Consider the following 24437-nt stretch of genomic DNA (forward strand, 5'->3'; position numbering starts at 1 on the left):
ACGCAGAGAGGTGGATTGGGGTTAGCCGCGTTGCTTGAGACCCATTTTCTGGCGGCCTTCGGCCGGGGTCAGGACTCGGGCGCCGAGGCGGCTGAGGATCTCCGTGGCCCGTTCCACCAGTTGGCCGTTGGTGGCGAGCACGCCGCGATCCAGCCACAGGTTGTCCTCCAGGCCGACCCGCACGTTGCCCCCCAGCAGCACCGCCTGCGCGGCCATGGGCATCTGCATGCGGCCGATGCCGAAACCGGCCCAGACCGCGTCCGCCGGCAGGTTGTCGACCATGGCCTTCATGGTGGTGGTGTCCGCCGGGGCGCCCCAGGGAATGCCCAGGCACAGCTGGAACAGCGGGTCGTCCAGCAGGCCTTCCTTGATCATCTGCTTGGCGAACCACAGGTGGCCGGTGTCGAAGATCTCCAGCTCGGCCTTTACCCCCAGCTCCTGGATGCGCTTGGCGCCGGCGCGCAGCTGGGCCGGGGTGGACACGTAGATGGTGTCGCCGTCGCCGAAGTTGAGGGTGCCGCAGTCCAGGGTGCAGATCTCCGGCAGCAGTTCCTCGACATGGGCCAGGCGGGTCAGGGGGCCGACCAGATCGGTGTTGGGGCCGAACTCCATGGGGCGTTCGCCGGCGCCGATCTCCAGGTCGCCGCCCATGCCGGCGGTGAGGTTGACGATGATGTCGATGTCGGCCTCGCGAATCCGCTCCATGACTTCGCGGTACAGCGCCACGTCCCGGCTGAACTTGCCGGTCGCCGGGTCGCGCACATGGCAGTGGACCACGGTGGCCCCGGCCTTGGCGGCCTCCACCGCGGCGGCGGCAATCTGTTTCGGGGTGACCGGCACGTGGGGGCTCTTGGCGGTCGTGTCGCCAGCACCGGTGAGTGCGCAGGTGATGATGACGTCGTGGTTCATGGTGCGGTTCCTTACAGGCAGTTTGCTGGGGGCGTGGGGTGGCCGTGCGCAGCCCTGGGCGGGCTGCGGGGCGCGAGTGTGGGTGGTTTATTTACTGGTCAGTTGCAGGTGTTCGGCGGCCGGCTTGCCATCGAAGGTGGTCACCCCTTCCAGCCAGCGCTGCTGGTCCTGCGGGTGATCCTTGAGCCACTGTCGGGCCGATTCCAGGGCGTCCTTGTGATCCAGCAGCGGCTGCATCATGCGACTCTCGTCTTCGGCGCTGAAGGTCAGGTTGGTCAGCAGCCGGTGCACGTTCGGACACTGCTCGGCGTAGGTCGGCGCGGTGACGGTCCACACCGTGGCCTGGCCTTCGTTCGGGCCCAGGGCATCCTGGCTGCCACTGAGGTAGGTCATCTTGAAGTTGACGTTCATCGGGTGCGGCGCCCAGCCGAAGAACACAATGGCTTCGTTGCGCTTCACCGCCCGGGCCACCGCCGACAGCATGCCGGCCTCGCTGGACTCCACCAGCTGGAACTGGCCCAGGCCGAACTGGTTCTTGGCGATCATTTCCTTGATCTGGGTGTTGGCCCCCGAGCCGGGTTCGATGCCGTAGATCTTGCCCCCCAGCTCCTTCTGGAAGCGGGCGATGTCGGCGAAGGTCTTCAGCCCCTTGTCCGCCAGGTAGGCGGGCACGGCCAGGGTGGCGCGGGCGTCCTTGAGGCTGGGCTCGGCCAGGACCTTGACCTGATTGGCCTCGACGAACGGGGTGATGGTCTGGGTCATCAGCGGGTTCCAGTAGCCGAGGAACAGGTCCAGGCGCTGGTCGCGGATGCCGGCAAAGATGATCTGCTGCGAGGCACTGGTCTGCTTGGTCTTGTAGCCGAGGCCGTCGAGCAGGACCTGGGTCATGGCGCTGGTGGCGATCACGTCGGTCCAGTTGACCACGCCCAGGCGCACGTTCTGGCAACTGGGGGCGTCGGCGGCCATGGCCCCAGACATCAGAAAAACGCTACCACCAAGCGCAAGCACACAGCGGCTGATCAGTCGTTTCATGAGGGTTCCCTCGGCAGGTCGTTATTGTCGGTTCCGACGTCTTGGTGCGTCGGTGAGCTCAAGGTACGCAGGCGCCGCGGACGGCAAACGCACAGCGGCGACCGACTCTTGCACTGCAGCGACCTGGCCCCTTGTGGCTGGGGGGCATTTGGCGTATCACAGGGCCCACGCTGGCCGTCACCGGAGTGGGTTGCATGTCCCAGGATGTCTATTTCCTGCTGATGCCGGGGTTCTCCGCCATCGGTTTCATCTCCGCCATCGAGCCGCTACGGGTGGCCAATCGCTTTCGTGGCGAGCTGTATCGCTGGCATGTGCTCAGCGCCGACGGCGGAGCGGTGCTGGCCAGCAACGGCATGTCGGTCAATGTTGACGCGGCCCTGGAGCCGCTGAAGAAGGGCGCGACCCTGTGGGTGGTGGCCGGCTTCGAACCGTTGAAGTGCCTGACGCCAGCCCTGGAGCACTGGCTGCGCCGCCTGGACCTGGAGGGCGTGACCCTTGGCGGCATCGACACCGGCAGCGTGATCCTCGCCGAAGCCGGGCTGCTGGAGGGGCATCGGGTGACCCTGCACTGGGAAGCCATCGAGGCGTTCAAGGAGTCCTATCCGCAGTTGAGCGTGACCCAGGAGTTGTTCGAGATCGATCGGCGGCGCATCACCTGCGCCGGCGGCACCGCGTCCATCGACATGATGCTCGACCTGATCGCCCAGGCCCACGGCCCGCAACTGGCGATCCAGGTCAGCGAGCAGTTCGTGCTCGGGCGCATCCGCCCGCGCAAGGATCACCAGCGCATGGAAGTCGCCAGCCGCTACGGCATCAGCAACAAGAAGCTGGTGCAGGTGATCGGCGAGATGGAGCAGCACAGCGAACCGCCCCTGAGCACCCTGGCCCTGGCCGAGTCGATCAAGGTCACCCGACGCCAGCTGGAGCGGCTGTTCCGCCTGCACCTGAACGACACCCCGAGCAACTTCTATCTGGGCCTGCGCCTGGAGAAAGCCCGGCAGCTGCTGCGCCAGACCGACATGAGCGTGCTGGAGGTGAGCATCGCCTGCGGCTTTGAGTCGCCGTCCTACTTCACCCGCAGCTACCGCGCGCGTTTTGTGAATTGTCCGCGGGAAGACCGGCGTCAGTCGGGCGGTGGCCGGGAGCTGGCTTGACTCGTGCTCGTTAACGCTGGCAGACCCGTTAGCAACGGCAAGCCGGCTCCTGGGGTTATTTTTTGAACAGGGCGGCGCAGGCCGCTTTGTAGGCTTCGTGCTGGTACTTGTTGAGGCTCGCCGGCAGGGCGAAGTCGTGCTTCTTGTGCTGGGCGTTGAGGGTCTGTGGCGACAGCAGGGTCACCTCGCAATTGTCCAGCAACTGAAACACGCCCTCGATCTTGAAGGTGGTAGGGCCACCGGCGAATTCGCCTTTCTTGCTGCGTTTCTTGATGGCGATGCGGGTGATCCCGTGTTCGCGGACAAAGGCGCCGACCTGGGCGGCGAAGGCCCGGACGTTACCCGCCTCATCGTCGTCTTCCAGGGCGATCTTCTTGGTGGCCAGCGCCAGGTGCTGCGGCGTGCCGTCTTGCAGGGTGGCGAGGGCGAAGATGGCTTCGCTGCCTTTGATCTCGATACCGCAAATGCTCATGGGGAACCCTTTCAATCAGTGAGTGAGGCGCAGCTTACAGCTCCAGTTGGTCGGCGCGTATGCCGAAGGCGGCGGCGATCTTTTCCCGGGTGGCACGGCGCGGGCGGGCGACGCTTTCCTGCTGGGCAAAGGCCGGCTGAGAGATCCCCAGGCGCCTGGCGACTTCGTCCTGGGTCAGGTGCAGGTGCTCGCGCCAGGCGCGGATCGGCGTGGCGCCGTCGACCATGCGGCTGACCACGCCATGGGGGATCAGATCAGGCTCATTCTGCTGCGCAATGTACTGCGCGTAGGGAATCACCACGAACGCCGGCTTGCCGTCCGGGCCGTGGATGATCTGGATGTCAGTAGGTGCGTTCATCACGTTTTTTGACCTCTTGAACACTGACGATATGGATAACCCCGTCCCAATCAAACAGCACGCGGTACTGGCCAACCCGCAGGCGATAGGCATAGGTGTGGCCGGACAGGGCTTTGACGTTGCCGCTGGCGGGCATGTCGGCCAGCAGGGAAATCGCATCGCGAACCTGGACCTGATGCTCGTGGTGCAGTCGCAGCAGCTGCTTGACCGCTTTTCTACTCCAGAGGATTTCGTTCATGGCGGACTATATAAGCCTTTTATAAGGATTGCGAATCCTTGCTTATATTTTCTGTCCGGCCAAGCGCAGAACCTTGTCCCTTTGTTGCCCGTGCCGCCGTCACCAGGTCGTGGACTGCCCGCGCCGGTCCACTTCGTACACCTTCTGGCGCAGCAGCCGTTCCTTGAGCCAGCGTTCGGCCTTGCCCATCACTCGCTGCCGGGCCCACAGCAGGTCCACGCCCACCAGCCAGTCGGTGTGGGGGTAGGCGTCCAGTTGCAGTTCCACCAGCTCGCCCTGGGCCAGTTCGCGCTGGATCAGTTGCCGGGGCAGGGTGGCCCAGCCCAGGCCGGCGCGGACCATCTCCAGCAGCGCCAGGTAGTTTTCCGCCTGCCACAGTTGGCTGCAGCGCAGGTACTCGCTGCTGGGCAGCTTGTCGGCGTGGGCGCTGAAGGCCAGGCGCCGGTGTCCATGCAGGTCGTCGAAGGTCACCCGTTCCAGCCGGGCCAGGGGGTGCTCGGGGTGGCAGACGTGCAGCATGATCAGCTTGCCCAACTGCTGGAACTCCAGCTCCCGGGGGTAACCGGGCTGGGAGAAGGCGATCCCCAGCATGGCCTCGCCCCGGGCCACCAGTTCGCTGGCATCTCCGGACAGTGGATGACGGATCAACAGGTCGACATAGGGAAAGGCCTGTTCGAACTCGCGCAAGACCGGCATCAGCGGGCCGTAAGGGGTTTCGATGACGAGGGTCAGTTGCGGCTCCAGCGCCTGGGACAGGCAATCGGCACTGGCCTGCAGGGTCAGGCAGCGCTCCAGCACCGCCTCGGCCTGCAGCAGCATTTTGCGCCCGCTGGCCGTCAGGACCGGGCTGCGGCTGCTGCGGTCGAACAGCTCCACCCCCAGGTCGGCCTCCAGATTGGCGATGGCCACGCTGACCGTGGACTGGGTCTTGCCCAGCTTGCGTGCCGCGGCCGAAAACGAGCCGGTTTGTGCGGCTTGGACGAACATCTGCAGTTGTTCCAGTGAGAAGTGCATCGCGTCTCCCGACCCAAGGACAGGCTGGTGCAATCCATCGTTAAAAACGATGGGTGCTCATTTGTTGCATCGCATTCAAGCACAGATCATGGGCGCCGCCGTCCGAACTTCCTGCCGGGGCGCTGCTCCCGGATGCCTGCCAGAACAACAACAGCCGCACCTTCAGGAGACCTGTGACATGACTATTTCCCGTGTTCATCCCGTGGACGAGGTCCTGCCCGTTCGCCAGTTGTTCAGCTTCGGCCTGCAACACGTGCTGGTGATGTATGCCGGTGCAGTGGCGGTGCCGTTGATTCTAGGCAATGCCCTGGGCCTGACCCCGGCCCAGGTGGTCTTGTTGATCAACGCCAACCTGCTGACCTCCGGAATTGCCACGCTGATCCAGACCCTGGGCTTCTGGCGGTTCGGCGCACGGCTGCCGTTGATCCAGGGCTGCTCGTTCATTGCCCTGGCGCCGATGATCATGATCGGCAAGCAGTTCGGTTTGACCGAAGTGTTCGGCGCGGTGATCGCTGCGGGCCTCATCTCCATGGCCCTGGCGCCGCTGTTCAGCCGCCTGTTGCGGTTCTTTCCGCCGGTGGTGATCGGCAGCCTGATCACCATCATCGGCATTTCCCTGATGCCGGCGGCGGCGATCTGGCTGGGGGGCGGCAACCCGGCGGCAGCGGATTTCGGCGCGCCGGCCAATCTGCTGCTGGGCCTGGCCACGGTGGCGGTGACCCTGGTGATCTACGGCAAGTTTTCCGGGTTCATCGGCAACCTCAGCGTGCTGATCGGCCTGCTGGCGGGCAGCCTGATTGCTGCCGCCTTCGGCATGACCCACTTCGCCCAGGTCGGCGATGCGGCCTGGTTCGAACTGAGCCCGCCCATGGCTTTCGGCACCCCGCAGTTCTCCCTGATGCCGATCCTGATCATGACCCTGGCGATGCTGGTGATCATGGCCGAGACCACCGGCAACTGCCTGGCCATCGGCACGCTCACCGGCAGGCCGACCACCCCGCGCACCCTGGGCGATGCCTTTCGCGCCGACGGCCTGTCGACCCTGGTGGGCGGCCTGTTCAATAGCTTTCCCTATAACGCCTTTACCCAGAACACCGGGCTGATCGCGCTGTCCCGGGTCAAGAGCCGCTTCGTGGTGGCCGCCGCTGGGGCAATCATGGTGCTCATGGGCCTGTTTCCCAAGCTCGGCGCCCTGGTGGCTGCGGTGCCGACCCCGGTGCTCGGCGGCTGCGCCATCGTCATGTTCGGCATGACCACCGTGGCCGGTATCCAGGAATTGTCGCGGGTGAGGTTCGAGGGCACCCGCAACGCGATCGTCGTCGCGGTGTCGGTCAGTGTCGGGGTGCTGCCGATGTCCTTTCCGGCGCTGTTCGCCCACGCCCACGGGCCGCTCAAGCTGCTGCTGGAAAGCGGCATCTTTCTCGGCGCCATCACCGCCATCGTCCTCAATCTGCTGCTCAACCCTCGCGAGCCGGCGGCTGATGCGTTGCCGGCCCATGCCGGGCTCAATGATTGACGGTTGCTTTCCAACCCGCCTTTTGCGGCGGGACTCTGCCCATGAAAAGGAGGTCACCATGACCCAGATACTGTCTCCCATCCCTGCCGGCGTCAGCGAACTGGACCTGCACCTGTTGCGTCAGAGCATCGAACTGGCCGAAGAAGCCAAGGCCCGTGGCCGCCACCCGTTCGCCGCCCTGGTGGCGGACCGTGACGGCAAGGTCATCGCCAGCGCCGGCAACAACTCGATGCCCCCCGAAGGCGACCCGACCCAGCACGCCGAACTGGCTGCTGCCGCCAAGGCCGCAAGGCTCCTGGGCCCCGAGGAGCTGGCCCAGTGCACCCTGTACACCAGCGCCGAGCCCTGCTGCATGTGCGCCGGGGCCATCTACTGGACCGGGATTGGCCGGGTGGTCTACGCCCTGTCCGAACACGCCTTGCTGGAACTGACCGGCGATCACCCGGAAAACCCGACCTTTTCCCTGCCGTGCCGTGAAGTCTTTGCCCGCGGGCAGCGGCAGATCCCGGTGCTGGGGCCAATGCTGGAACACGAAGCGGCCCGGGCCCATGTGGGGTTCTGGAAATGAATGGCGGGGTGTCGATCCACGTGGTGGATGTCGCCAGCGGCCAGGTGGCCGAAGGCATGGCGGTGCGGGTGCGGCGCCTGGGCGGCGATTGGCTATGCCAGGGGCGGATCGGCGGCAATGGCCTGCTCGATGGCCTACCGGAGTGCGCGGCCAGCTTCGGGCCGGGCGTCTACGAAGTGGAGCTGGAGGTGGCGGCGTTCTATCGCGAGCTAGGCCAGGCGCTGCCGCCGGTGCCCTTCCTCGATGTGCTGGTGTACCGCTTCGGCCTGGATGACCCGCGCCAGCATTACCACCTGCCGTTCAAGCTCACCGCCTGGGGCGTCTCATGCTTTCGCGGCGGCGCCTGACCCGGTGTTGACCTGGCGTTGACTTGCAGGAGCGAGCTTGCTCGCGAAACCCCCGCAACCGCCGCACCGGGTTCGGCAGGGCGTTTTTTACGGGCAAACCCGCTCCTGCCCGCGCTAGCGGGTCATTCCTGGGCGATGGATTCGATGAATTCCGAACGCTCGTCGCTCATCCGCGCCAGGCAATCGTTGGTGGCGATGGTGTAGGCCTTGGTCCCGGGCTTGGCCGGGAAGGATTCCACCGCGCAGTCGGCTTCGCGCTGCTTCTGCCACAACTGTTGGGCGTTCTTGACCTTGGCGCTGATGTCGGCCAGTTGCGCCTTGTCGTTGCCGTACAAGGTGCCCAGGCGTTCCAGCAGGCTTTGCACGTTGTCACTCAGCAATTGCTCGGCGGTGGTGCGGTTGTAGGTCGCGCATTCCAGGGTCTGCACGTCGTTTTCCACCCCGTCGCAGGGCGTGTTGTCGGTCTCTTCGGCCGCCTGTACGCCGGTCGCTATCAGTAACAAGGCCAGGAAGATCGGTTTCATTGCAGCGCTGCCCTCATCCAGTGATGCTTTCGTTGAAGCGGCGAATTCTGGCGCAAGCCCCCGGCAAAGAACAGAGGTGGCCCGTGCCCTCCGTCCGGCCCTTTGTCGGTGCTTGACGCTTTCGGCAATTCCCCTGTCGTTTTTGCACCCAGGCGCCCCGGCCCTCAAGCATATGCTGACCCCAAAGCGCCGGCAGACGATTCGGCGCATGAATCGCCAACAAGGGGACAGCCTGATGAGCCCAGCCGAATTACACGCCGACAGCATCGTTATCGACGGGCTGATCATTGCCAAGTGGAACCGCGAGCTGTTCGAGGACATGCGCAAGGGCGGCCTGACGGCAGCCAACTGCACGGTGTCGGTTTGGGAAGGGTTCCAGGCCACGGTCAACAACATTGCCGCCAGCCAGAAACTGATCCGCGAAAACAGCGACCTGGTGATGCCGGTGCGCACCACCGCGGACATCCGCAAGGCCAAGGAAGTGGGCAAGACCGGCATTCTCTTCGGCTTCCAGAATGCCCATGCCTTCGAGGACCAGATCGGCTATGTCGAGGTGTTCAAGCAGCTGGGCGTGGGCATCGTGCAGATGTGCTACAACACCCAGAACCTGGTAGGCACCGGCTGCTACGAGCGCGACGGCGGCCTGTCGGGCTTCGGCCGCGAGATCGTCGCCGAGATGAACCGCGTCGGGGTGATGTGCGACCTGTCCCACGTCGGTTCCAAGACCAGCGAGGAAGTGATCCTCGAATCCAAGAAACCGGTGTGCTACTCCCACTGCCTGCCGTCCGGGCTCAAGGAACACCCGCGCAACAAGTCCGACGCCGAGCTGAAATTCATCGCCGACCACGGCGGTTTCGTCGGCGTGACCATGTTCGCGCCGTTCCTGGCCAAGGGCATCGATTCGACCATCGACGATTACGCCGAAGCCATCGAATACACCATGAACATCGTCGGTGAGGATTCCATCGGCATCGGCACCGACTTCACCCAGGGCCACGGCCAGGAATTTTTCGAATACCTGACCCACGACAAGGGCTACGCCCGCCGGCTGACCAACTTCGGCAAGATCATCAACCCCCTGGGGATCCGCACCGTGGGCGAGTTTCCCAACCTCACCGAAACCCTGCTCAAACGCGGCCACAGCGAGCGGGTGGTGCGCAAGATCATGGGCGAGAACTGGGTCAATGTCCTCAAGGACGTCTGGGGCGAGTAAGACCACCCCCCCACAGCACATTCCTGTAGCCGCTGCCGCAGGCTGCGATCGGCTCCGAAGGAGACGCGCTCTAGCGGCCCTCGGAAGGCTCTTCGAGCCTTTTCCCAGCCTTCGGCAGCGGCTACAGACGTACTTATCCACAGAATTCCGGAGTTTTGAAACATGGCCAAGATCGCCCCGCAACTGCCTATCGAAGTCGACAGCGAAACCGGTGTCTGGACCTCCGACGCCCTGCCGATGCTCTACGTGCCGCGGCATTTCTTCGTCAACAACCACATGGGCATCGAGGAAGTCCTGGGCGCCGAGGCCTACGCCGAGATCCTCTACAAGGCCGGCTACAAATCCGCCTGGCACTGGTGCGAAAAAGAAGCTGAATGCCACGGCCTGGAAGGCGTCGCAGTGTTCGAGCACTACATGAAGCGCCTGTCCCAGCGCGGCTGGGGGCTGTTCAAGATCCAGGACATCGACCTGGATAAAGGCACCGCCAGCGTCAAGCTCGAACACTCGGCGTTCGTCTACGTGTACGGCAAGGTCGGGCGCAAGGTCGACTACATGTTCACCGGCTGGTTCGCCGGCGCCATGGACCAGATCCTGGCCGCCCGTGGCAGCAAGATCCGCACCGTGGCAGAGCAGGTTTACGGTGGTTCCGAAGAAGGCCACGACGATGGCCTGTTCGTCGTCAAACCGTTGTAAGCGGAGTTAAGACAAATGGCTTTCGAAGCGATGTTCCAGCCGATCCAGATCGGCAAACTGACCATCCGCAACCGCGTGCTCAGTACCGCCCACGCCGAGGTCTACGCGACTGACGGCGGCATGACCACCGAACGGTATGTGAAGTACTACGAAGAAAAGGCCAAGGGCGGCATCGGCCTGGCCATCTGCGGTGGTTCCTCGGTGGTGGCCATCGACAGTCCCCAGGAATGGTGGAGTTCGGTGAACCTGTCCACCGACCGCATCATCCCGCACTTCCAGAACCTGGCCGACGCCATGCACAAGCATGGCGCCAAGATTATGATCCAGATTACCCACATGGGCCGCCGCTCGCGTTGGGACGGCTTCAACTGGCCGACCCTGATGTCGCCGTCCGGCGTGCGTGAGCCGGTGCACCGCGCCACCTGCAAGACCATCGAGCCGGAAGAGATCTGGCGGGTGATCGGCAACTACGCCCAGGCCGCGCGCCGGGCCAAGGCCGGCGGCCTGGACGGCGTCGAACTGTCGGCGGTGCACCAGCACATGATCGACCAGTTCTGGAGCCCGCGGGTCAACAAGCGTACCGACGAATGGGGCGGCACCTTCGAGAAACGCATGCGTTTCGGCCTGGAAGTGCTCAAGGCGGTGCGCGCCGAAGTCGGTGACGATTTCTGCGTCGGCATGCGCATCTGCGGTGACGAGTTCCACCCGGACGGCCTGTCCCACGAGGACATGAAACAGATCGCCAAGTACTACGACGACACCGGCATGCTGGACTTCCTTGGCGTGGTCGGCTCGGGCTGCGACACCCACAACACCCTGGCCAACGTGATCCCCAACATGAGCTTCCCGCCGGAGCCGTTCCTGCACCTGGCGGCGGGCATCAAGGAAGTGGTCAAGGTTCCGGTGCTGCACGCACAGAACATCAAGGACCCGAACCAGGCCACGCGGATTCTCGAAGGCGGTTACGTCGACATGGTCGGCATGACCCGCGCCCACATGGCCGACCCGCACCTGATCGCCAAGATCAAGATGGGCCAGATCGATCAGATCAAGCAGTGCGTCGGCGCCAACTACTGCATCGACCGCCAGTACCAGGGCCTGGACGTCCTGTGCATCCAGAACGCCGCCACGTCCCGTGAGTACATGGGCGTGCCGCACATCATCGAGAAAACCACCGGCATCAAGCGCAAGGTGGTGGTGGTCGGTGCCGGTCCTGCCGGTATGGAAGCCGCCCGTGTCGCCGCCGAACGTGGCCACGACGTGACCCTGTTCGAGAAGAAGGACGCCATTGGCGGGCAGATCACCACCGCCTCCAAGGCCCCGCAACGGGATCAGATCGCCGGTATCACCCGCTGGTATCAGCTGGAACTGGCGCGCCTGAAAGTCGACCTGCGCCTGGGCACTGCGGCGGACACCGCGACCATCCTCGACCTGCGCCCCGACGTGGTGGTGCTGGCCGTGGGCGGCCATCCGTTCATCGAGCAGAACGAACACTGGGGCGCCGCCGAAGGGCTGGTGGTCAGCAGCTGGGACATCCTCGACGGCAAGGTGGCGCCGGGCAAGAACGTGCTGGTCTACGACACCATCTGCGAGTTCACCGGCATGTCGGTCACCGACTTCATCGCCGACAAGGGCTCGCAAGTGGAGATCGTCACCGATGACATCAAGCCGGGCATCGCCGTCGGCGGCACCTCGTTCCCCACCTACTACCGCAGCCTGTACCCCAAGGAAGTGATCATGACCGGGGACCTGACCCTAGAGAAGGTCTACCGCGAGGGCGACAAACTGGTGGCGGTGCTGGAGAACGAATACACCGGCGCCCGCGAAGAGCGGGTGGTGGATCAGGTGGTGGTGGAAAACGGCGTGCGTCCCGACGAGGAGCTCTACTACGGGCTCAAGGAAGGTTCGCGCAACAAGGGCCAGATCGACGTCGAGGCGCTGTTCGCGATCAAGCCGCAGCCGTGCCTGAGCGAGACGGGGGAGGGCTACCTGTTGTTCCGCATCGGCGACTGCGTATCCCAGCGCAACACCCATGCCGCGATCTACGACGCACTGCGCCTGTGCAAGGACTTTTAGCGGCAGCGGCCAGTTTCAAGCTGCAAGCGGCAAGTTGAAGCAGGCGTTCGCGATTGCTCTTTCTTGCTGCTGGAAGCCCGCGGTCGATAGGACGCACTCGGCTCTGTGAGGATTTTTAGCGGCAACTGCAAGTTTCCGGCTGCAAGCTGCAAGCGAAAGCACTGCTCACATTGCTCTTTCTTGCCGCTTGAAGCTTGCCGCTTGCAGCTGACTGTAAGGTGACTGTGATGTTGAACACCCTTCTTCCCATTCTGTTGTTCGCCGCCGTCGGCCTTGCGGTCCTCGGCGCGCTGCGGCGCGTGGCCCTGTGGCGCCAGGGGCGGGCCTCCAAGGTCGACCTGATCGGTGGCCTGCTGGCCATGCCCAAGCGCTACATGGTGGACCTGCACCATGTGGTGGCCCGGGACAAGTACATGGCCAACACCCACGTGGCCACGGCGGGCGGCTTTGTCCTGGCGGCGGTGCTGGCGATCCTGGTGCATGGTTTCGGCCTGCATAACCGCATCCTCGGCTACGCCTTGCTGCTGGCCACCACGCTGATGTTCGTTGGCGCGCTGTTTGTCGCCAAGCGTCGGCGCAACCCACCGGCGCGGCTGTCCAAGGGCCCGTGGATGCGCCTGCCGAAAAGTCTGCTGGCGTTTTCCGTGAGTTTCTTTGTGGTGACCCTGCCCGTGGCCGGGATCCTGCCGGAACACTTCGGTGGCTGGGTGCTGGCGGCGATCCTGGCGGTCGGCGTGCTGTGGGGCGTGTCCGAATTGTTCTTCGGCATGACCTGGGGCGGGCCGATGAAGCACGCCTTCGCCGGCGCCTTGCACCTGGCCTGGCACCGCCGCGCCGAGCGCTTTGGCGGCGGCCGCTCCACCGGCCTCAAGCCGCTGGACCTGGAAGACCCGAGCGCGCCCCTGGGCGTGGAAAAACCCAAGGACTTCACCTGGAACCAGCTGCTGGGCTTCGATGCCTGCGTGCAGTGCGGCAAGTGCGAGGCGGCGTGCCCGGCCTTCGCCGCCGGCCAGCCGCTGAACCCGAAGAAGTTGATCCAGGACATGGTGGTCGGCCTGGCCGGTGGCACCGACGCGCAGTTCGCCGGCAGTCCCTATCCAGGAAAGCCCATCGGTGAGCACGGCGGCCATCCGCACCAGCCTATCGTCAACGGCCTGGTGGACGCCGAGACCCTGTGGTCCTGCACCACCTGCCGGGCCTGCGTCGAGGAATGCCCGATGATGATCGAGCACGTCGATGCCATCGTCGACATGCGCCGCCACCTGACCCTGGAGAAGGGCGCGACCCCGAACAAGGGCGCCGAGGTCCTGGAAAACCTCATCGCCACCGACAACCCCGGCGGCTTCAACCCGGGCGGACGGATGAACTGGGCGGCGGACCTGAACCTGTCCCTGCTCAGCGACAAGCAGAGTACCGATGTGCTGTTCTGGGTCGGCGACGGTGCCTTCGACATGCGCAACCAGCGCACCCTGCGGGCCTTCGTCAAGGTGCTCAAGGCGGCCAAGGTGGACTTCGCCGTGCTCGGCCTGGAAGAGCGCGACAGCGGCGATGTGGCCCGGCGCCTGGGGGACGAAGCGACCTTCCAGCTGCTGGCCAAGCGCAATATCCAGACCCTGGCCAAGTACCGCTTCAAGCGCATCGTCACCTGCGATCCCCACAGTTTCCATGTGCTGAAGAACGAATACGGCGCCTTCAACGGCCACTATCTGGTGCAGCACCACAGCACCTACCTGGCTGAGCTGATCGACGCCGGTGCACTGAACCTGGGCCAGCACAAGGGCAGCAGCGTGACCTATCACGACCCTTGCTACCTGGGGCGCTACAACGGCGAGTACGAAGCGCCGCGCGAAGTGCTGCGGGCCCTGGGCATCGAGATCAAGGAAATGCAGCGCTCGGGCTTCCGTTCCCGTTGCTGCGGCGGTGGCGGCGGCGCGCCGATCACCGACATTCCGGGCAAGCAGCGGATTCCCGACATGCGCATGGAAGACATCCGCGAGACCGGCGCCGAGCTGGTGGCCGTGGGTTGTCCACAGTGCACGGCGATGCTCGAAGGGGTGGTGGAGCCACGGCCGATGATCAAGGACATCGCCGAGCTGGTGGCCGATGCCTTGCTCGAAGACGTCGCCCCGGGCAAAGCCCCGGCGGCGGTGAAACCCGAACCTGCGGAGGTGCATTGATGAGCGAGATTATCCGCCGCGATCCCCGCGCCGAGTGGATCGCCCGCAACCGCCTGCACCCGCTGCATGCGGCCATGCAGCCGGCGCAGCACAGCTGGATGGGGCCCAATGGCCTGATCCGCAAGAACCCCCACGGCATCGGTTTCATCGGCCCCAACGGCCTCAAGCGCATCGACCGCAGCGGCGCCCAGCAGGGCGGCAGTGCCAAGCGCACGGCGGCGGCCGAGGTGCAGTTGCCGCTGCATCAGGTGGCGCAACCGGCGTTCTACATCAACGTGGTGCCGGACATGGTCGGCGGCCGCCTGAGCAGCCACGACCGCGACCTGCTGGGCCTGGCCCGGCAACTGGCGGGCCAGGACGGCGCGGTGCTGGCAGTGGTGTTTGGCGAGCACAAGGAGTCGGCCTTTGCCACCGCGGGCGTCGACCGCCTGCTGGTGCTGCCTGGCAGCGAGTTCGACGGTTATGCACCGGAACAACGGGTGCAGGGCCTGCGGGCTGTGGATAACCAGTTCAGCCCGCGTCACTGGCTGCTGCCCGACAGCCGCACCGGTGGCGGCGAACTGGGGCGGCGCCTGGCCGCGGCCCTGGGCGAACGCCCGGCGACCCGGGTCTGGCAGGTCAAGGACGGGCAGTGCATCGGCCGGGCCGGTGCTGGTCTGCAGGACCTGGCGCGGCCGGCGCCACGCCTGATCCTGGCCGCCGCCGAATGCGCCGAGCCGGTCAGCGAAACCCGTCACGAAGCCTTGCCGGTGGAGTTATCCACAAGCGTGGCCCGCAGCCTGGCGCGCATCGAGGATCTGGGCGCGGTGGCGGTGGACCCGGCGGCGATTCCCATGGCCGAGGCCGAATTCATCTTTTCCGGGGGCAACGGGGTCAAGGATTGGCCACTGTTTCACCAGACCGCCGCGGCCCTGGGCGCCACCGAAGGCGCCTCGCGGGTGGCGGTGGACGACGGCTTCATGGCCCGTGACCGGCAAGTGGGGGCCAGCGGCATCTGGGTCACCGCGCGGGTCTATGTGGCGGTGGGGATTTCCGGGGCGATCCAGCACCTGCAAGGCATTGGCGCCTGCGACAAGGTGGTGGCGATCAACCTTGATCCGGGTTGCGACATGATCAAGCGCGCCGACTTGTCGGTGATTGGCGACAGCGCGGAAATTCTCAGGGCCTTGATCGCGGCGGTAGCGGCCTACCGCAACGACGCCAAGCGCGATGCGGCTTAAGGGGACGTTATGAACAGCAATGTGATCAGCCTGGTATCGATAGGCGCGCACCCGACTTCCGGCCGCCCACGGCGCGCCGAACAGGACGCCCGCGCGGTGGAACTGGGCCTGCAACTGGCGGGGGACAAGCTGCAGGTGCTGCATGCCGGCGACGTCGCCGAACCGGCCCTGCGCGCTTACCTGGGCATGGGCCTGGAACAGCTGCACGTGCTGGAACAGCCAGCGGGCGCTGATGCCCTGCCGATCCTGACCCAGTACCTGCGCGAGGCGGGCGCCCAGGTGGTGCTTACCGGCAGCCAGGCGGAAACCGGCGAAGGCTCCGGCATGCTGCCGTTTTTGCTGGCGGAAAACCTGGGCTGGCCCCTGGTGGTGGGGCTGGCGCAAGTCGAGTCCCTGGCCGACGGCGTGGCCCATGTGCTGCAAGCCTTGCCCCGTGGCCAGCGGCGCCGGCTCAAGGTGCGCCTGCCGTTCCTTGCCACTGTGGATAACGCTGCGCCGAAACCGCGCCAGAGCGCCTACGGCCCGGCGCGCCGTGGTCTGTTGCAGGCCGATCAGGTCATGGTGGTGGAGGACGAGTTGTTCACCACCTCCAGCCTGCAACCGGCCAAACCCCGGCCCAAGCGCCTGAAGGTGATCAAGGCCAAGAGCGGCGCGGATCGCATGAAGGCCGCCACCGCCAAGGCCAGCGGTGGCACCGGCCAGGTCCTCAAGGGCGTCAGCCCCGAGGCCGGCGCCGAGGCCATTCTCAAGTTGCTCATCGAAGAAGGCGTGGTGCGCTGAGCTCAGGTTTATGCACAGCCCTCGGGCCGTGCACCCACCTCTGAGCACCGCCGTTCGCTGGCAAGCCAGCTCCTACCAGGGAAATCGCGCCTGCACCCACCGTAGGAGCCGGCTTGCCGGCGAGGGGGGCGTCATGGTTTTGCACATTTCTGGGCACCGCCGTTCGCTGGCAAGCCAGCTCCTACCAGGGAAATCGCGTCTGCACCCACCGTAGGAGCCGGCTTGCCGGCGAAGGGGGCGTCATGGTTTTGCACATCTCTGGGCACCGCCGTTCGCTGGCAAGCCAGCGCCTACAAGAGTAGCGATGGGTTACTCACAATCCCTGTGTGCGTACCTGTGGATAAGGTGTTCGCGCCTTGCTCAAGCCCCTATGCAACAAGCCCTGTAGCCGTCTGTACGAAATTTGATCAGGCTAAGCTGGCGTTTTTCATGGCTTTTTTTCCTGGGCAGGGCAACAGCCGCAGAGACTTTTGCACAGCACTTGCCCCCAAAGTCTGTTGGCGCTTCTGTGGATAAGATGTTCGCTTAGCGCTACAGGCCTTGCAGATCGTGCCTTGCAGGCTTTTGATCAAAAAACAGCCAAATGCGGCTTTTTCTACCCGTTACCCCGCCATGAACCCGATTATTCGCGGCTTTCAAGGGTTTTCCACAGTGCGCCGGGTCATTCACCACAGTTGCCCCCAAAGTCTGTTGGCCTTTCTGTGGATAAGGTGTTCGCCTTCCGCTGCGGGCCACGGCAGACGTGGCTTTCAGGCTTCTGTTCAAAAACTGATCAATGCTGTCCAAAACCGCTGATTCTGCATAAGTCACGGTTTTTATTGCCATTGGCCGACGAACTATCCCCACCCCCGGTGCACTTGCCCACAGTTGCTGTGGGTCAAGGTGTGGATAAGGTGTTCGCCAACGGCTGGACCCCTTGTTATTCATAGCGTGCCCGGCAATAGGTCAAATTTCATACAGTTCTAAGGGCTTTCTTGACACTGGCAATGGGCCTGTCTTCACTGAGGCATCAAGGACTTAGCGGCAACTTATCCACATCCGGCTCAGGGAGCGCAGGCAATGGATTGTCGTTCATCGCAGGTTTATCCGACCGGGGCCCCCCTCCCTAGACGTACCCGTCGCCGTGCCGCCAACCAGCGCGCACGCCTATAGCCCTGCCCTGCGCTTTGTTCCGTCACTGACTGCACTGCTGATGTTTCAGGCGCCTGGGCCTGCCTGTGCGGCTGCCTGCGCGTCAACGGATGCACCCATTAGAGGCAACCCACGAGTTGCCCCATCTGCCTGAGAGGAACTCCGCCATGACTCGGATCGCGACCCCCATCAGCGAGATCCAGGAACACTACGACGTGATCGTCATCGGCTCCGGCTATGGCGGCGGCATTGCCGCCTCCCGACTGTCCCGGGCCGGGCGCCGCGTCTGCCTGCTGGAGCGGGGGCGGGAAATCCAGCCCGGCGAGTACCCCAACACCCTGGCCAGCGCCACCGAGGAGTTGCAGGTGCATGACCCCGAAGGTCATATCGGTTCGCGAACCGGGCTCTTCGATCTGCACGTCAACGCCCAGCAGAACGTGGTGGTGGGCTGTGGCCTGGGGGGCACTTCGCTGATCAACGCCAACGTTGCCCTGGAACCCGAACCCGGAGTCTTCGATGACCCGCGCTGGCCCCAGGCGGTGCGCGAACACCGTGACACCCTGCTCAAGGAAGGCTTCGCCCGGGCCCGGGAGATGCTCAAGCCCAATCCCTATCCGGAGTCGGCGCCGACCTTGCCCAAGCTGGTGGCTCACCGCAAATCCGCGGAGTTTCTCAAGCAGGGCTCGCACTTCTACAAGCCGCCGATCAACGTGACCTTCAGCAAGCTGCCCAATAACCTCAACCATGTCGGGGTCGAGCAGTTGCCCTGCAACCACTGCGGCGACTGCGTCTCGGGCTGTAACAACAAGGCCAAGAACACCACCCTGATGAACTACCTGCCGGACGCCTGCAACCATGGCGCGCAGATTTTCTGCCAGGCCCAGGTGCGCTACCTGGAGCGTGACGGTGACGGCTGGATCGTGCACTTCCAGTACCTGGACAGCGGCCGCGAGAAGTTCTCGGCGCCGACCCTGTTCGTCAAGGCCGACATCGTCGTGCTCAGTGCCGGCACCCTGGGCTCCACGGAAATCCTCCTGCGTTCCCGGGCCAAGGGCCTGTCCACCTCGGCCCAGCTCGGCGAGCACATGAGCGGCAACGGCGACATCCTCGGCTTTGGCCACAACTGCGAGCAGACCATCAATGGCATCGGCTTCGGCACCCATTCGGCCAGTGAGCTCAAACCCGTGGGGCCGTGCATCACCTCGGTCATCGACCTGCGCACCGAAGGCGACTGGCGCAGCCGCATGGTGATCGAGGAGGGTTCGATTCCCGGCGCCCTGGGCCGGGCCATGGTGCCGAGCATGGCGCTGTTCGCCGGGACCCTGGGCAAGGCCACCGACAACAGCCTCAGCGGTCAGTTGGGCTACAAGGAGCGCGAGGCCGAAAGCTTTCTGCGCGGGCCCTACTACGGCGCCCTGCACAACATGCAGACCTACCTGATCATGAGCCACGACAACGGCCGCGGGCGCATGCTGCTCGATGACCAGGACCAGCTGCGCATCGACTGGCCGGGCGTTGGCGAGCAGCCCAATGTGGTCCTCGGCAACGAACGCCTGCAGCAGTGCACCAAGGCCCTGGGCGGGATCTGGGTGGAGAACCCGATCTGGACCCAGTTGCTCAAGCACAGCATCGTCTCGGTGCACCCGCTGGGGGGCTGCGTGATGGGCGAGGATGCCGGGCAGGGCGTGGTCAACCACAAGGGCCAGGTGTTTTGCGGCGCCAGCGGCAGCGATGTCTATCCCGGGTTGTATGTGGCCGACGGCGCGGTGATTCCGACGTCACTGGCGGTCAATCCGCTGCTGACCATCTCGGCGGTCAGCGAGCGCAACATGCGCCTGCTGGCCGAGGACCGCGGCTGGAAGATCGACTACCGCCTGCCCTCGGCGCCGAGCAAGGCGGTGCCGGCGCCGACCCTGGGCGTGCAGTTCACCGAAACCATGAAGGGCTACTTTTCCACCGACTTCACCCAGCCCCAGGGCACCGATCTGGCGCTTTACCAGGCAGCGGCCCAGCGCGGAGAAGCGCAGAACTCGCCCATCGAATTCACCCTGACCATCACCGCCGCCGACCTCGACCGGATGATCAAGGAACCCGAGCACGCCGCGACCCTGGTCGGCACCCTGAATGCCCCGCTGTTGTCGGCCCAGCCCCTGGTGGCCAGCCACGGCGTGTTCAACCTGTTCGAGGAGTACCAGGAGCAGGTTGGCGTGCGCCACATGAACTACGACATGCGCCTGAGTGCCGAGGACGGCAGCGAGTATTTCTTCAGCGCCTTCAAGACCGTGCCCGAGGATCACGGCGTGCTGAACATCTGGCCCGACACCAGCACCCTCTACGTGACCCTGTACCGCGGCCGGGACAAGAACGCTCCGGTGCTGGGCAGCGGGGTGATGCACATCCTGCCGGCGGACTTCGCCCGGCAGATGACCACCATGAAGGTGCTCAACGCGCGCAACGAACGCGAGCGCATCGAGGCCCTGGCGCGCTTTGGCAAGTTTTTCGCCGGGATTCTCTGGGAGAGCTATGGCGGGGTCTTCGCCGGGGACATCTACTTCAACCCCGATGCGCCGCCCCGGCTGAAACGCCCCCTGGACGCGCCGGTGCCGACCGTGCATTTCTTCCAGACCGAGGACCATGTGCACCTGCGCCTGACCCGTTATCAGGCCGGCAGCAAGGGCCCGGTGATGCTGGTGCACGGGCTGGGCGTGGGCTCCAACATCTTCTCCACCGACACCATCCAGACCAACCTGCTGGAGTACCTGTGCAAGCACGACTATGACGTCTGGCTCCTGGATTTCCGGGTCAGCATCCTGCTGCCGGCGAGCAAGCAGGAATGCAATGGCGACCAGATCGCCGCCTACGATTTCAAGGCCGCCATCGGCCAGATCAAGCAGGCGACCGGGGCTCGGGACGTGCAATGCGTGGTGCATTGCTATGGCGCCACGACCTTCTTCATGTCGCTGCTGGCGGGGCTGCAGGACGTGCGTTCGGTGGTCTGCTCGCAGATCGCCGCCGACACCGTGGTGGCCGCCGCCACCGGGATCAAGGCCGGGTTGCACCTGCCGGGCATGCTCGACGCCATCGGCATCAAGTCGCTGACGGCCTATGCCGACAGCAAGGAAAGCTGGTTCAACAAGCTCTACGACACGGCCCTCAACGGCTATGCCCGGCTTGAAGCCCAGGGTTACTGCACCAACCCGGTGTGCCACCGCATCACCTTCATGTACGCCTCGCTGTACCGCCACGACACCCTCAACCAGACCCTGCACGACAACCTGCACGAGCTGTTCGGCGCGTCCAACATCGAAACCTTCGAGCACCTGGCGCTGATCTGTCGCAAGGGCCACCTGGTGGACTTCAAGGGGCGCGACGTCTACATGCCGCATTTCGACCGGCTGAAGTTGCCGATCTGCTTCATCAGCGGCGCCGACAACCAGTGCTACCTGCCGCAAAGCACGCAGAAGACCTACGAGCGCCTGTGCCAGCTGCATGGTCCCGAGCTGTTCAGCCGCCATGTGGTGCCGGGTTACGGGCACATCGACTGCATTTTCGGCAAGAACGCGGTGGTGGATGTGTACCCGCTGATCCTCGCGCACCTGGACAAGACCGCCCGGGGCTGACCCTGGCCGGCCCGCGGCGCGGTTGCCGCGGGCTTGGGCCAGGTCAGGGAACAGGCACCGCAGCAAGCACGCTTCGAGGTCGAGTGCAGGCTGCGGCGGCCGCTACACATGGATGCAGGGAAGGTTGAGATGAACGCTTATATCCGCTGGTTCCAACGCTTCATCTGGCTGGGCATCGCCATGAACATGGTGTTCGCCCTGCCGGCGCTGTTTGCCCCGGCGCTGCTGACCGCGGTGGTCGGCCTGCCGCCGGTGCTGTCGGACCCCTGGCTGGAAAACACCGGCATGCTGCTGGTGGGCATCAGCCTGTTCTACATGCCTTCGGGCTGCAACGCTCCGCGTTTCGTGGTGCATTCCTGGCTGTGCGTGCTGTCGCGGCTGATCGCCGTGGCGTTCTGGATCTACCTGATCAACACCAGCAACCAGTCCCAGGTGTTCGTGCCCATGCTGATGGGCGACCTCGGCATGTTCCTGGTGCTCGGCCTCCTGCTGTACCTGGGCAGTGCCCCGGCCAATCGGCCCTGGGCCCTGCTCTGTGCCGGGCTGCAGGCCTTGCGTGAACACTGGGCCGCCTGCTGGGCGCGCCACAGCTTTCGTGTCGGCGCCCTGGTGACGCTGCTGGTGCTGGGGTTTGTTGGCTACCAGACCTGGGTCAACATGCTGCGCGAGGTGCCGCAGCCGGTGGAAGCCTCCGACGAGGACCACTTCAAGTACGCCGCCATCGGCCTGGGCATCGAGGCGCGGATTCCCTACTACCTGTTCGCCGTGCTGCCACAGATGTGCCCGGAAAAACTGCCCCGGCCCGGCGGCTACGAAGTCTTCGGCTTCCTCTACGAGAACGGCCGGGACCTGCCGGTGGGCATGGCCAAGCGGCAGCTCGGCTACCCCACGGTGGAGCCCAACTGCGCCCTGTGTCACACCGGTGCCTACCGCGCCAGCGCCGGCGATGTGTCCCAGGTGGTGCCCACGGCGCCGGCCAACCTGATGCAGCTCCAGGCCTTCCAGTGGTTTGCCTACGATTGCGCCAGCGATCCGAAATTCACCGTGGATGCGCTGATGACCGCGATCAACGCCAAGTTCCAGCTGGGCTTCATCGAGCGCCTGTACAACCGTTACCTGATCATGCCCATGGCCAGGAGCGCGCTGCTCAAGCAGAAGCAGGCCTACGCCTGGCAGAAGTTGCGGCCGCCGCAAGGGCCGGGGCGCACCGACACCTTCAACCCGACCAAGATGGTGGTGTTCGGTTTCCCCGACGACTCCACCATTGGCACCGTGGACCTGCCGCAGATCTGGAACCAGAAGCCCCGGGAGTCGATGTACCTGCACTGGGACGGCAACAACAACCAGATCCGCGAGCGCAACTACGCGGCGGCGATGGCCGTGGGCGCGACCCCGCAATCGGTGCTGCCCGAGAGCTTCAACCGGGTCACCAACTGGTTGCTGGGGCACAAGCCGCCGGCCTGGCCGTTCGCCCTCGATCAGGCCAAGGTGGCCCAGGGCAAGCCGCTGTGGGAAGCCAACTGCGCCGGTTGCCATGATTTCGGCAAGGCCGACACCGGCCAGGTCACCACCAATATCCAGGCGCTGGGCACCGATCCCCATCGCCTGGATTCCTTCACCACCGGGCTGGTCCAGGCCTTCCACGGTTTCAAGAAGCCGCCGTTCGACTTTGGCGCCTATCGCAAGACCCAGAGCTACAGCAACACCCCCACCGACGGCGTCTGGCTGCGCGCGCCGTACCTGCACAACGGCTCGGTGCCCAGCCTCTGGGACCTGTTGCAGGCGCCGGAACTGCGGCCCCAGGTGTTCTACACCGGCTCGGATGTGTATGACCCGCAGAAGGTTGGCTTCGTCACCAGCGGCCCGACGCTGCAGGGCCCGGGCTCCTTCAAGTACGACACGCATCTGGAGGGCAACAGCAACAGCGGCCACCTGTATGGCACGCAGCTTTCAGAGCAGCAGAAGTGGCAACTGATCGAGTACATGAAGACCCTGTGACGCCCGTTCGGCGTTTGGGCAAAGGGACCATCAAGAGGGATGCCGACATGTCATTTGTGAGCAATCTGGAACACGAATACGAACAGGTGAAAGCCCGGGTCGACGGGCTGCTGGCCAGGCTCGACCTGGCCTGGAAAAAACTCCGTAGCCAGCTTGAGCCGGCGGAGCTGCAGGCGATCGTGCAACTGCTGCAGCGCGCCCATGACCAGGCGCAGTACGCCCTGATTCACGGCGACTTGCCCCCCGGTCAGGCGCCGGTGCCCTGGGAGTTGGCCCACGGCCTGTCGGTGCTGCACCTGGGCAACGCCAAGCCCCTGCCGCAAACGGTGGCCGAGCTGCAGACCCAGGTGATGAAGGACGGCACCCTGTTGGGTTGTCGCCAGTGGGAGCTGCTGGACCTGCGCTGGAGCGAGGCGCTGCTCAACTGGATCGAGAACCTGCGCAAGCACGCGCCCTTCGGCACCACCCCGGCGCTGATCGAGATGGCCGACAACGTGCTGCTGGACATGGCCGGGGACTGGGGCACCGGCTACTTCCAGCCCCATTCGGCGGCGCAGCGGGTGGCGGACCTGATCAAGCAGGACCAGGCGGATTTCACCGTCCACCTGGGAGATGTGTATTACGCCGGTACTGGCAGCGAAGAGAACGCCGACCTTGCCGATTGGCCCATGGGCCGCCAGGCGTCATTCAGCCTCAACTCCAACCATGAAATGTACAGCGGTGCCCATGGCTACTTTGCCGAGATCGCCGCGCTGTTTCCCCAGCAGCAGGGCACCAGCTACTTCGCCCTGTTCAACAGCCACTGGCTGATCGTCGGCCTGGACAGCGCCTATGCCGCCGACGAAATGAACCTGTACATGGACGGCAACCTCAATCCCCCGCAGCAGCAGTGGCTCAAGGACCTGGTGGCCAGCAAGGGCCAGGGGCGCAAGATCATGCTGCTCAGTCATCACCAGGGGCTGGATATCAGCGGCCAGCAGCAGACCGCGCTGTACAAGCAGGTGGTCGCGGCCCTGGGCCGGGTGCCGGACTACTGGTACTGGGGGCACCTGCACAATGGCATCTGCTATGCGCCCAAGGACGGCATGTACGGGCGCTGCATCGGCCACGGGGCGATTCCCTATGGCGTCACCCGCGAATTGAAAGGCAACCCTCAGGTGCTGTGGTCGGAAACCCTGTCGGCGGATGATCCGAACTACCCGCTGCGGGTGCGCAACGGTTACGTGAGGGTGAAGCTGGATGGGGCGCAGATCAGCGAAGACTTCATTGGCGAGACCGGCGCAGTCAGTTGGTCACTGCCTCGAAGGCCCTGAACCCCCTGAAACCCTGTAGCCGCTGCCGAGCCCGCGAGGCTGCGACAAGGTCCGCAGGACCTTGCTTGACGGTCGCCAGACGAA

General features: G+C 64.8%; 20 protein-coding genes. 13 read left to right on the forward strand and 7 right to left on the reverse strand.

Going from position 1 to position 24437, the window contains the following annotated elements; genetic code table 11:
* Positions 1–21: 21 nt before the first annotated feature.
* Positions 22–909, reverse strand: coding sequence for a 3-keto-5-aminohexanoate cleavage protein (locus ACMGG8_RS06325; RefSeq protein ID WP_060844836.1), 888 nt, complete (start codon positions 907–909; stop codon positions 22–24).
* An 87-nt stretch (positions 910–996) separates the two neighbouring features.
* Positions 997–1941 (reverse strand): choline ABC transporter substrate-binding protein, encoded by a 945-nt coding sequence (locus tag ACMGG8_RS06330; protein WP_060841461.1) that lies wholly within the window; start codon positions 1939–1941, stop codon positions 997–999.
* A 194-nt stretch (positions 1942–2135) separates the two neighbouring features.
* On the opposite strand from ACMGG8_RS06330, the gene ACMGG8_RS06335 reads away from it, so the two are divergent.
* A complete protein-coding gene (locus tag ACMGG8_RS06335) occupies positions 2136–3095 on the forward strand; it encodes a GlxA family transcriptional regulator (RefSeq protein WP_235759482.1) in 960 nt (319 codons plus the stop codon).
* A 55-nt stretch (positions 3096–3150) separates the two neighbouring features.
* Here ACMGG8_RS06335 and ACMGG8_RS06340 read toward each other — a convergent pair whose 3' ends face one another.
* The 4 genes from ACMGG8_RS06340 to ACMGG8_RS06355 all read right to left on the reverse strand — a co-directional run bounded on the left by ACMGG8_RS06340 (position 3151) and on the right by ACMGG8_RS06355 (position 5177).
* Positions 3151–3567 (reverse strand): DUF3010 family protein, encoded by a 417-nt coding sequence (locus ACMGG8_RS06340; protein ID WP_060841459.1) that lies wholly within the window; start codon positions 3565–3567, stop codon positions 3151–3153.
* Between the two features lie 34 nt (positions 3568–3601).
* On the reverse strand, positions 3602–3925 hold the full coding sequence (locus tag ACMGG8_RS06345) for a helix-turn-helix domain-containing protein (protein ID WP_414159330.1): 324 nt from the start codon (positions 3923–3925) through the stop codon (positions 3602–3604).
* Complete coding sequence (locus tag ACMGG8_RS06350) at positions 3909–4163, reverse strand: type II toxin-antitoxin system RelE family toxin (protein ID WP_092309033.1); 255 nt, start codon at positions 4161–4163, stop codon at positions 3909–3911. Before ACMGG8_RS06350 ends, ACMGG8_RS06345 begins: the two co-directional genes overlap by 17 nt.
* Before the next feature lie 99 nt (positions 4164–4262).
* Positions 4263–5177 carry a LysR family transcriptional regulator gene (locus ACMGG8_RS06355; RefSeq protein ID WP_060841458.1) on the reverse strand — a complete coding sequence of 305 codons (915 nt, stop codon included), beginning with the start codon at positions 5175–5177 and terminating at the stop codon, positions 4263–4265.
* Positions 5178–5355: 178 nt separating this feature from the next.
* Here ACMGG8_RS06355 and ACMGG8_RS06360 point away from each other — a divergent pair, with 178 nt between their 5' ends.
* The 3 genes from ACMGG8_RS06360 to ACMGG8_RS06370 are packed head-to-tail and all read left to right on the forward strand — an operon-like array spanning position 5356 to position 7608.
* Entirely contained in the window at positions 5356–6693 is a 1338-nt protein-coding gene (locus ACMGG8_RS06360) for a nucleobase:cation symporter-2 family protein (RefSeq protein ID WP_414159331.1), read from the forward strand.
* A 58-nt stretch (positions 6694–6751) separates the two neighbouring features.
* Positions 6752–7261: a nucleoside deaminase gene (locus tag ACMGG8_RS06365; RefSeq protein ID WP_060841456.1), complete on the forward strand. Its 510-nt coding sequence runs from the start codon at positions 6752–6754 to the stop codon at positions 7259–7261.
* On the forward strand, positions 7258–7608 hold the full coding sequence (locus ACMGG8_RS06370; protein WP_414159332.1) for a hydroxyisourate hydrolase: 351 nt from the start codon (positions 7258–7260) through the stop codon (positions 7606–7608). Before ACMGG8_RS06365 ends, ACMGG8_RS06370 begins: the two co-directional genes overlap by 4 nt.
* Before the next feature lie 122 nt (positions 7609–7730).
* Here the strand turns inward: ACMGG8_RS06370 and ACMGG8_RS06375 are convergent, their stop codons facing one another.
* Complete coding sequence (locus ACMGG8_RS06375; RefSeq protein ID WP_414159333.1) at positions 7731–8132, reverse strand: lysozyme inhibitor LprI family protein; 402 nt, start codon at positions 8130–8132, stop codon at positions 7731–7733.
* 235 nt (positions 8133–8367) lie between these two features.
* On the opposite strand from ACMGG8_RS06375, the gene ACMGG8_RS06380 reads away from it, so the two are divergent.
* The 9 genes from ACMGG8_RS06380 to ACMGG8_RS06420 all read left to right on the forward strand — a co-directional run bounded on the left by ACMGG8_RS06380 (position 8368) and on the right by ACMGG8_RS06420 (position 24353).
* On the forward strand, positions 8368–9345 hold the full coding sequence (locus tag ACMGG8_RS06380) for a dipeptidase (protein WP_414159921.1): 978 nt from the start codon (positions 8368–8370) through the stop codon (positions 9343–9345).
* Between the two features lie 162 nt (positions 9346–9507).
* Positions 9508–10038: a 4-vinyl reductase gene (locus ACMGG8_RS06385; RefSeq protein WP_016962810.1), complete on the forward strand. Its 531-nt coding sequence runs from the start codon at positions 9508–9510 to the stop codon at positions 10036–10038.
* Between the two features lie 15 nt (positions 10039–10053).
* A complete protein-coding gene (dgcA, locus tag ACMGG8_RS06390; RefSeq protein WP_060841453.1) occupies positions 10054–12114 on the forward strand; it encodes a dimethylglycine demethylation protein DgcA in 2061 nt (686 codons plus the stop codon).
* Positions 12115–12341: 227 nt separating this feature from the next.
* Complete coding sequence (gene dgcB / locus ACMGG8_RS06395) at positions 12342–14291, forward strand: dimethylglycine demethylation protein DgcB (protein ID WP_414159334.1); 1950 nt, start codon at positions 12342–12344, stop codon at positions 14289–14291.
* Positions 14291–15511, forward strand: coding sequence for an electron transfer flavoprotein subunit alpha/FixB family protein (locus tag ACMGG8_RS06400; protein WP_060841451.1), 1221 nt, complete (start codon positions 14291–14293; stop codon positions 15509–15511). Before dgcB ends, ACMGG8_RS06400 begins: the two co-directional genes overlap by 1 nt.
* A gap of 9 nt (positions 15512–15520) precedes the next feature.
* Positions 15521–16291, forward strand: coding sequence for an electron transfer flavoprotein subunit beta (locus ACMGG8_RS06405; RefSeq protein ID WP_060841450.1), 771 nt, complete (start codon positions 15521–15523; stop codon positions 16289–16291).
* Between the two features lie 1298 nt (positions 16292–17589).
* The gene (locus tag ACMGG8_RS06410; RefSeq protein WP_060841449.1) at positions 17590–21042 is read left to right on the forward strand and encodes a GMC oxidoreductase; all 3453 of its coding nucleotides are present in this window, start codon (positions 17590–17592) and stop codon (positions 21040–21042) included.
* Between the two features lie 129 nt (positions 21043–21171).
* Entirely contained in the window at positions 21172–23040 is a 1869-nt protein-coding gene (locus tag ACMGG8_RS06415; protein ID WP_108545114.1) for a hypothetical protein, read from the forward strand.
* Between the two features lie 47 nt (positions 23041–23087).
* Entirely contained in the window at positions 23088–24353 is a 1266-nt protein-coding gene (locus ACMGG8_RS06420) for a metallophosphoesterase family protein (RefSeq protein WP_108545115.1), read from the forward strand.
* The last annotated feature ends 84 nt before the right edge of the window (positions 24354–24437 follow it).

The sequence above is a fragment of the Pseudomonas sp. BNK-45 genome, from assembly GCF_047456255.1.
GTDB lineage: Bacteria > Pseudomonadota > Gammaproteobacteria > Pseudomonadales > Pseudomonadaceae > Aquipseudomonas.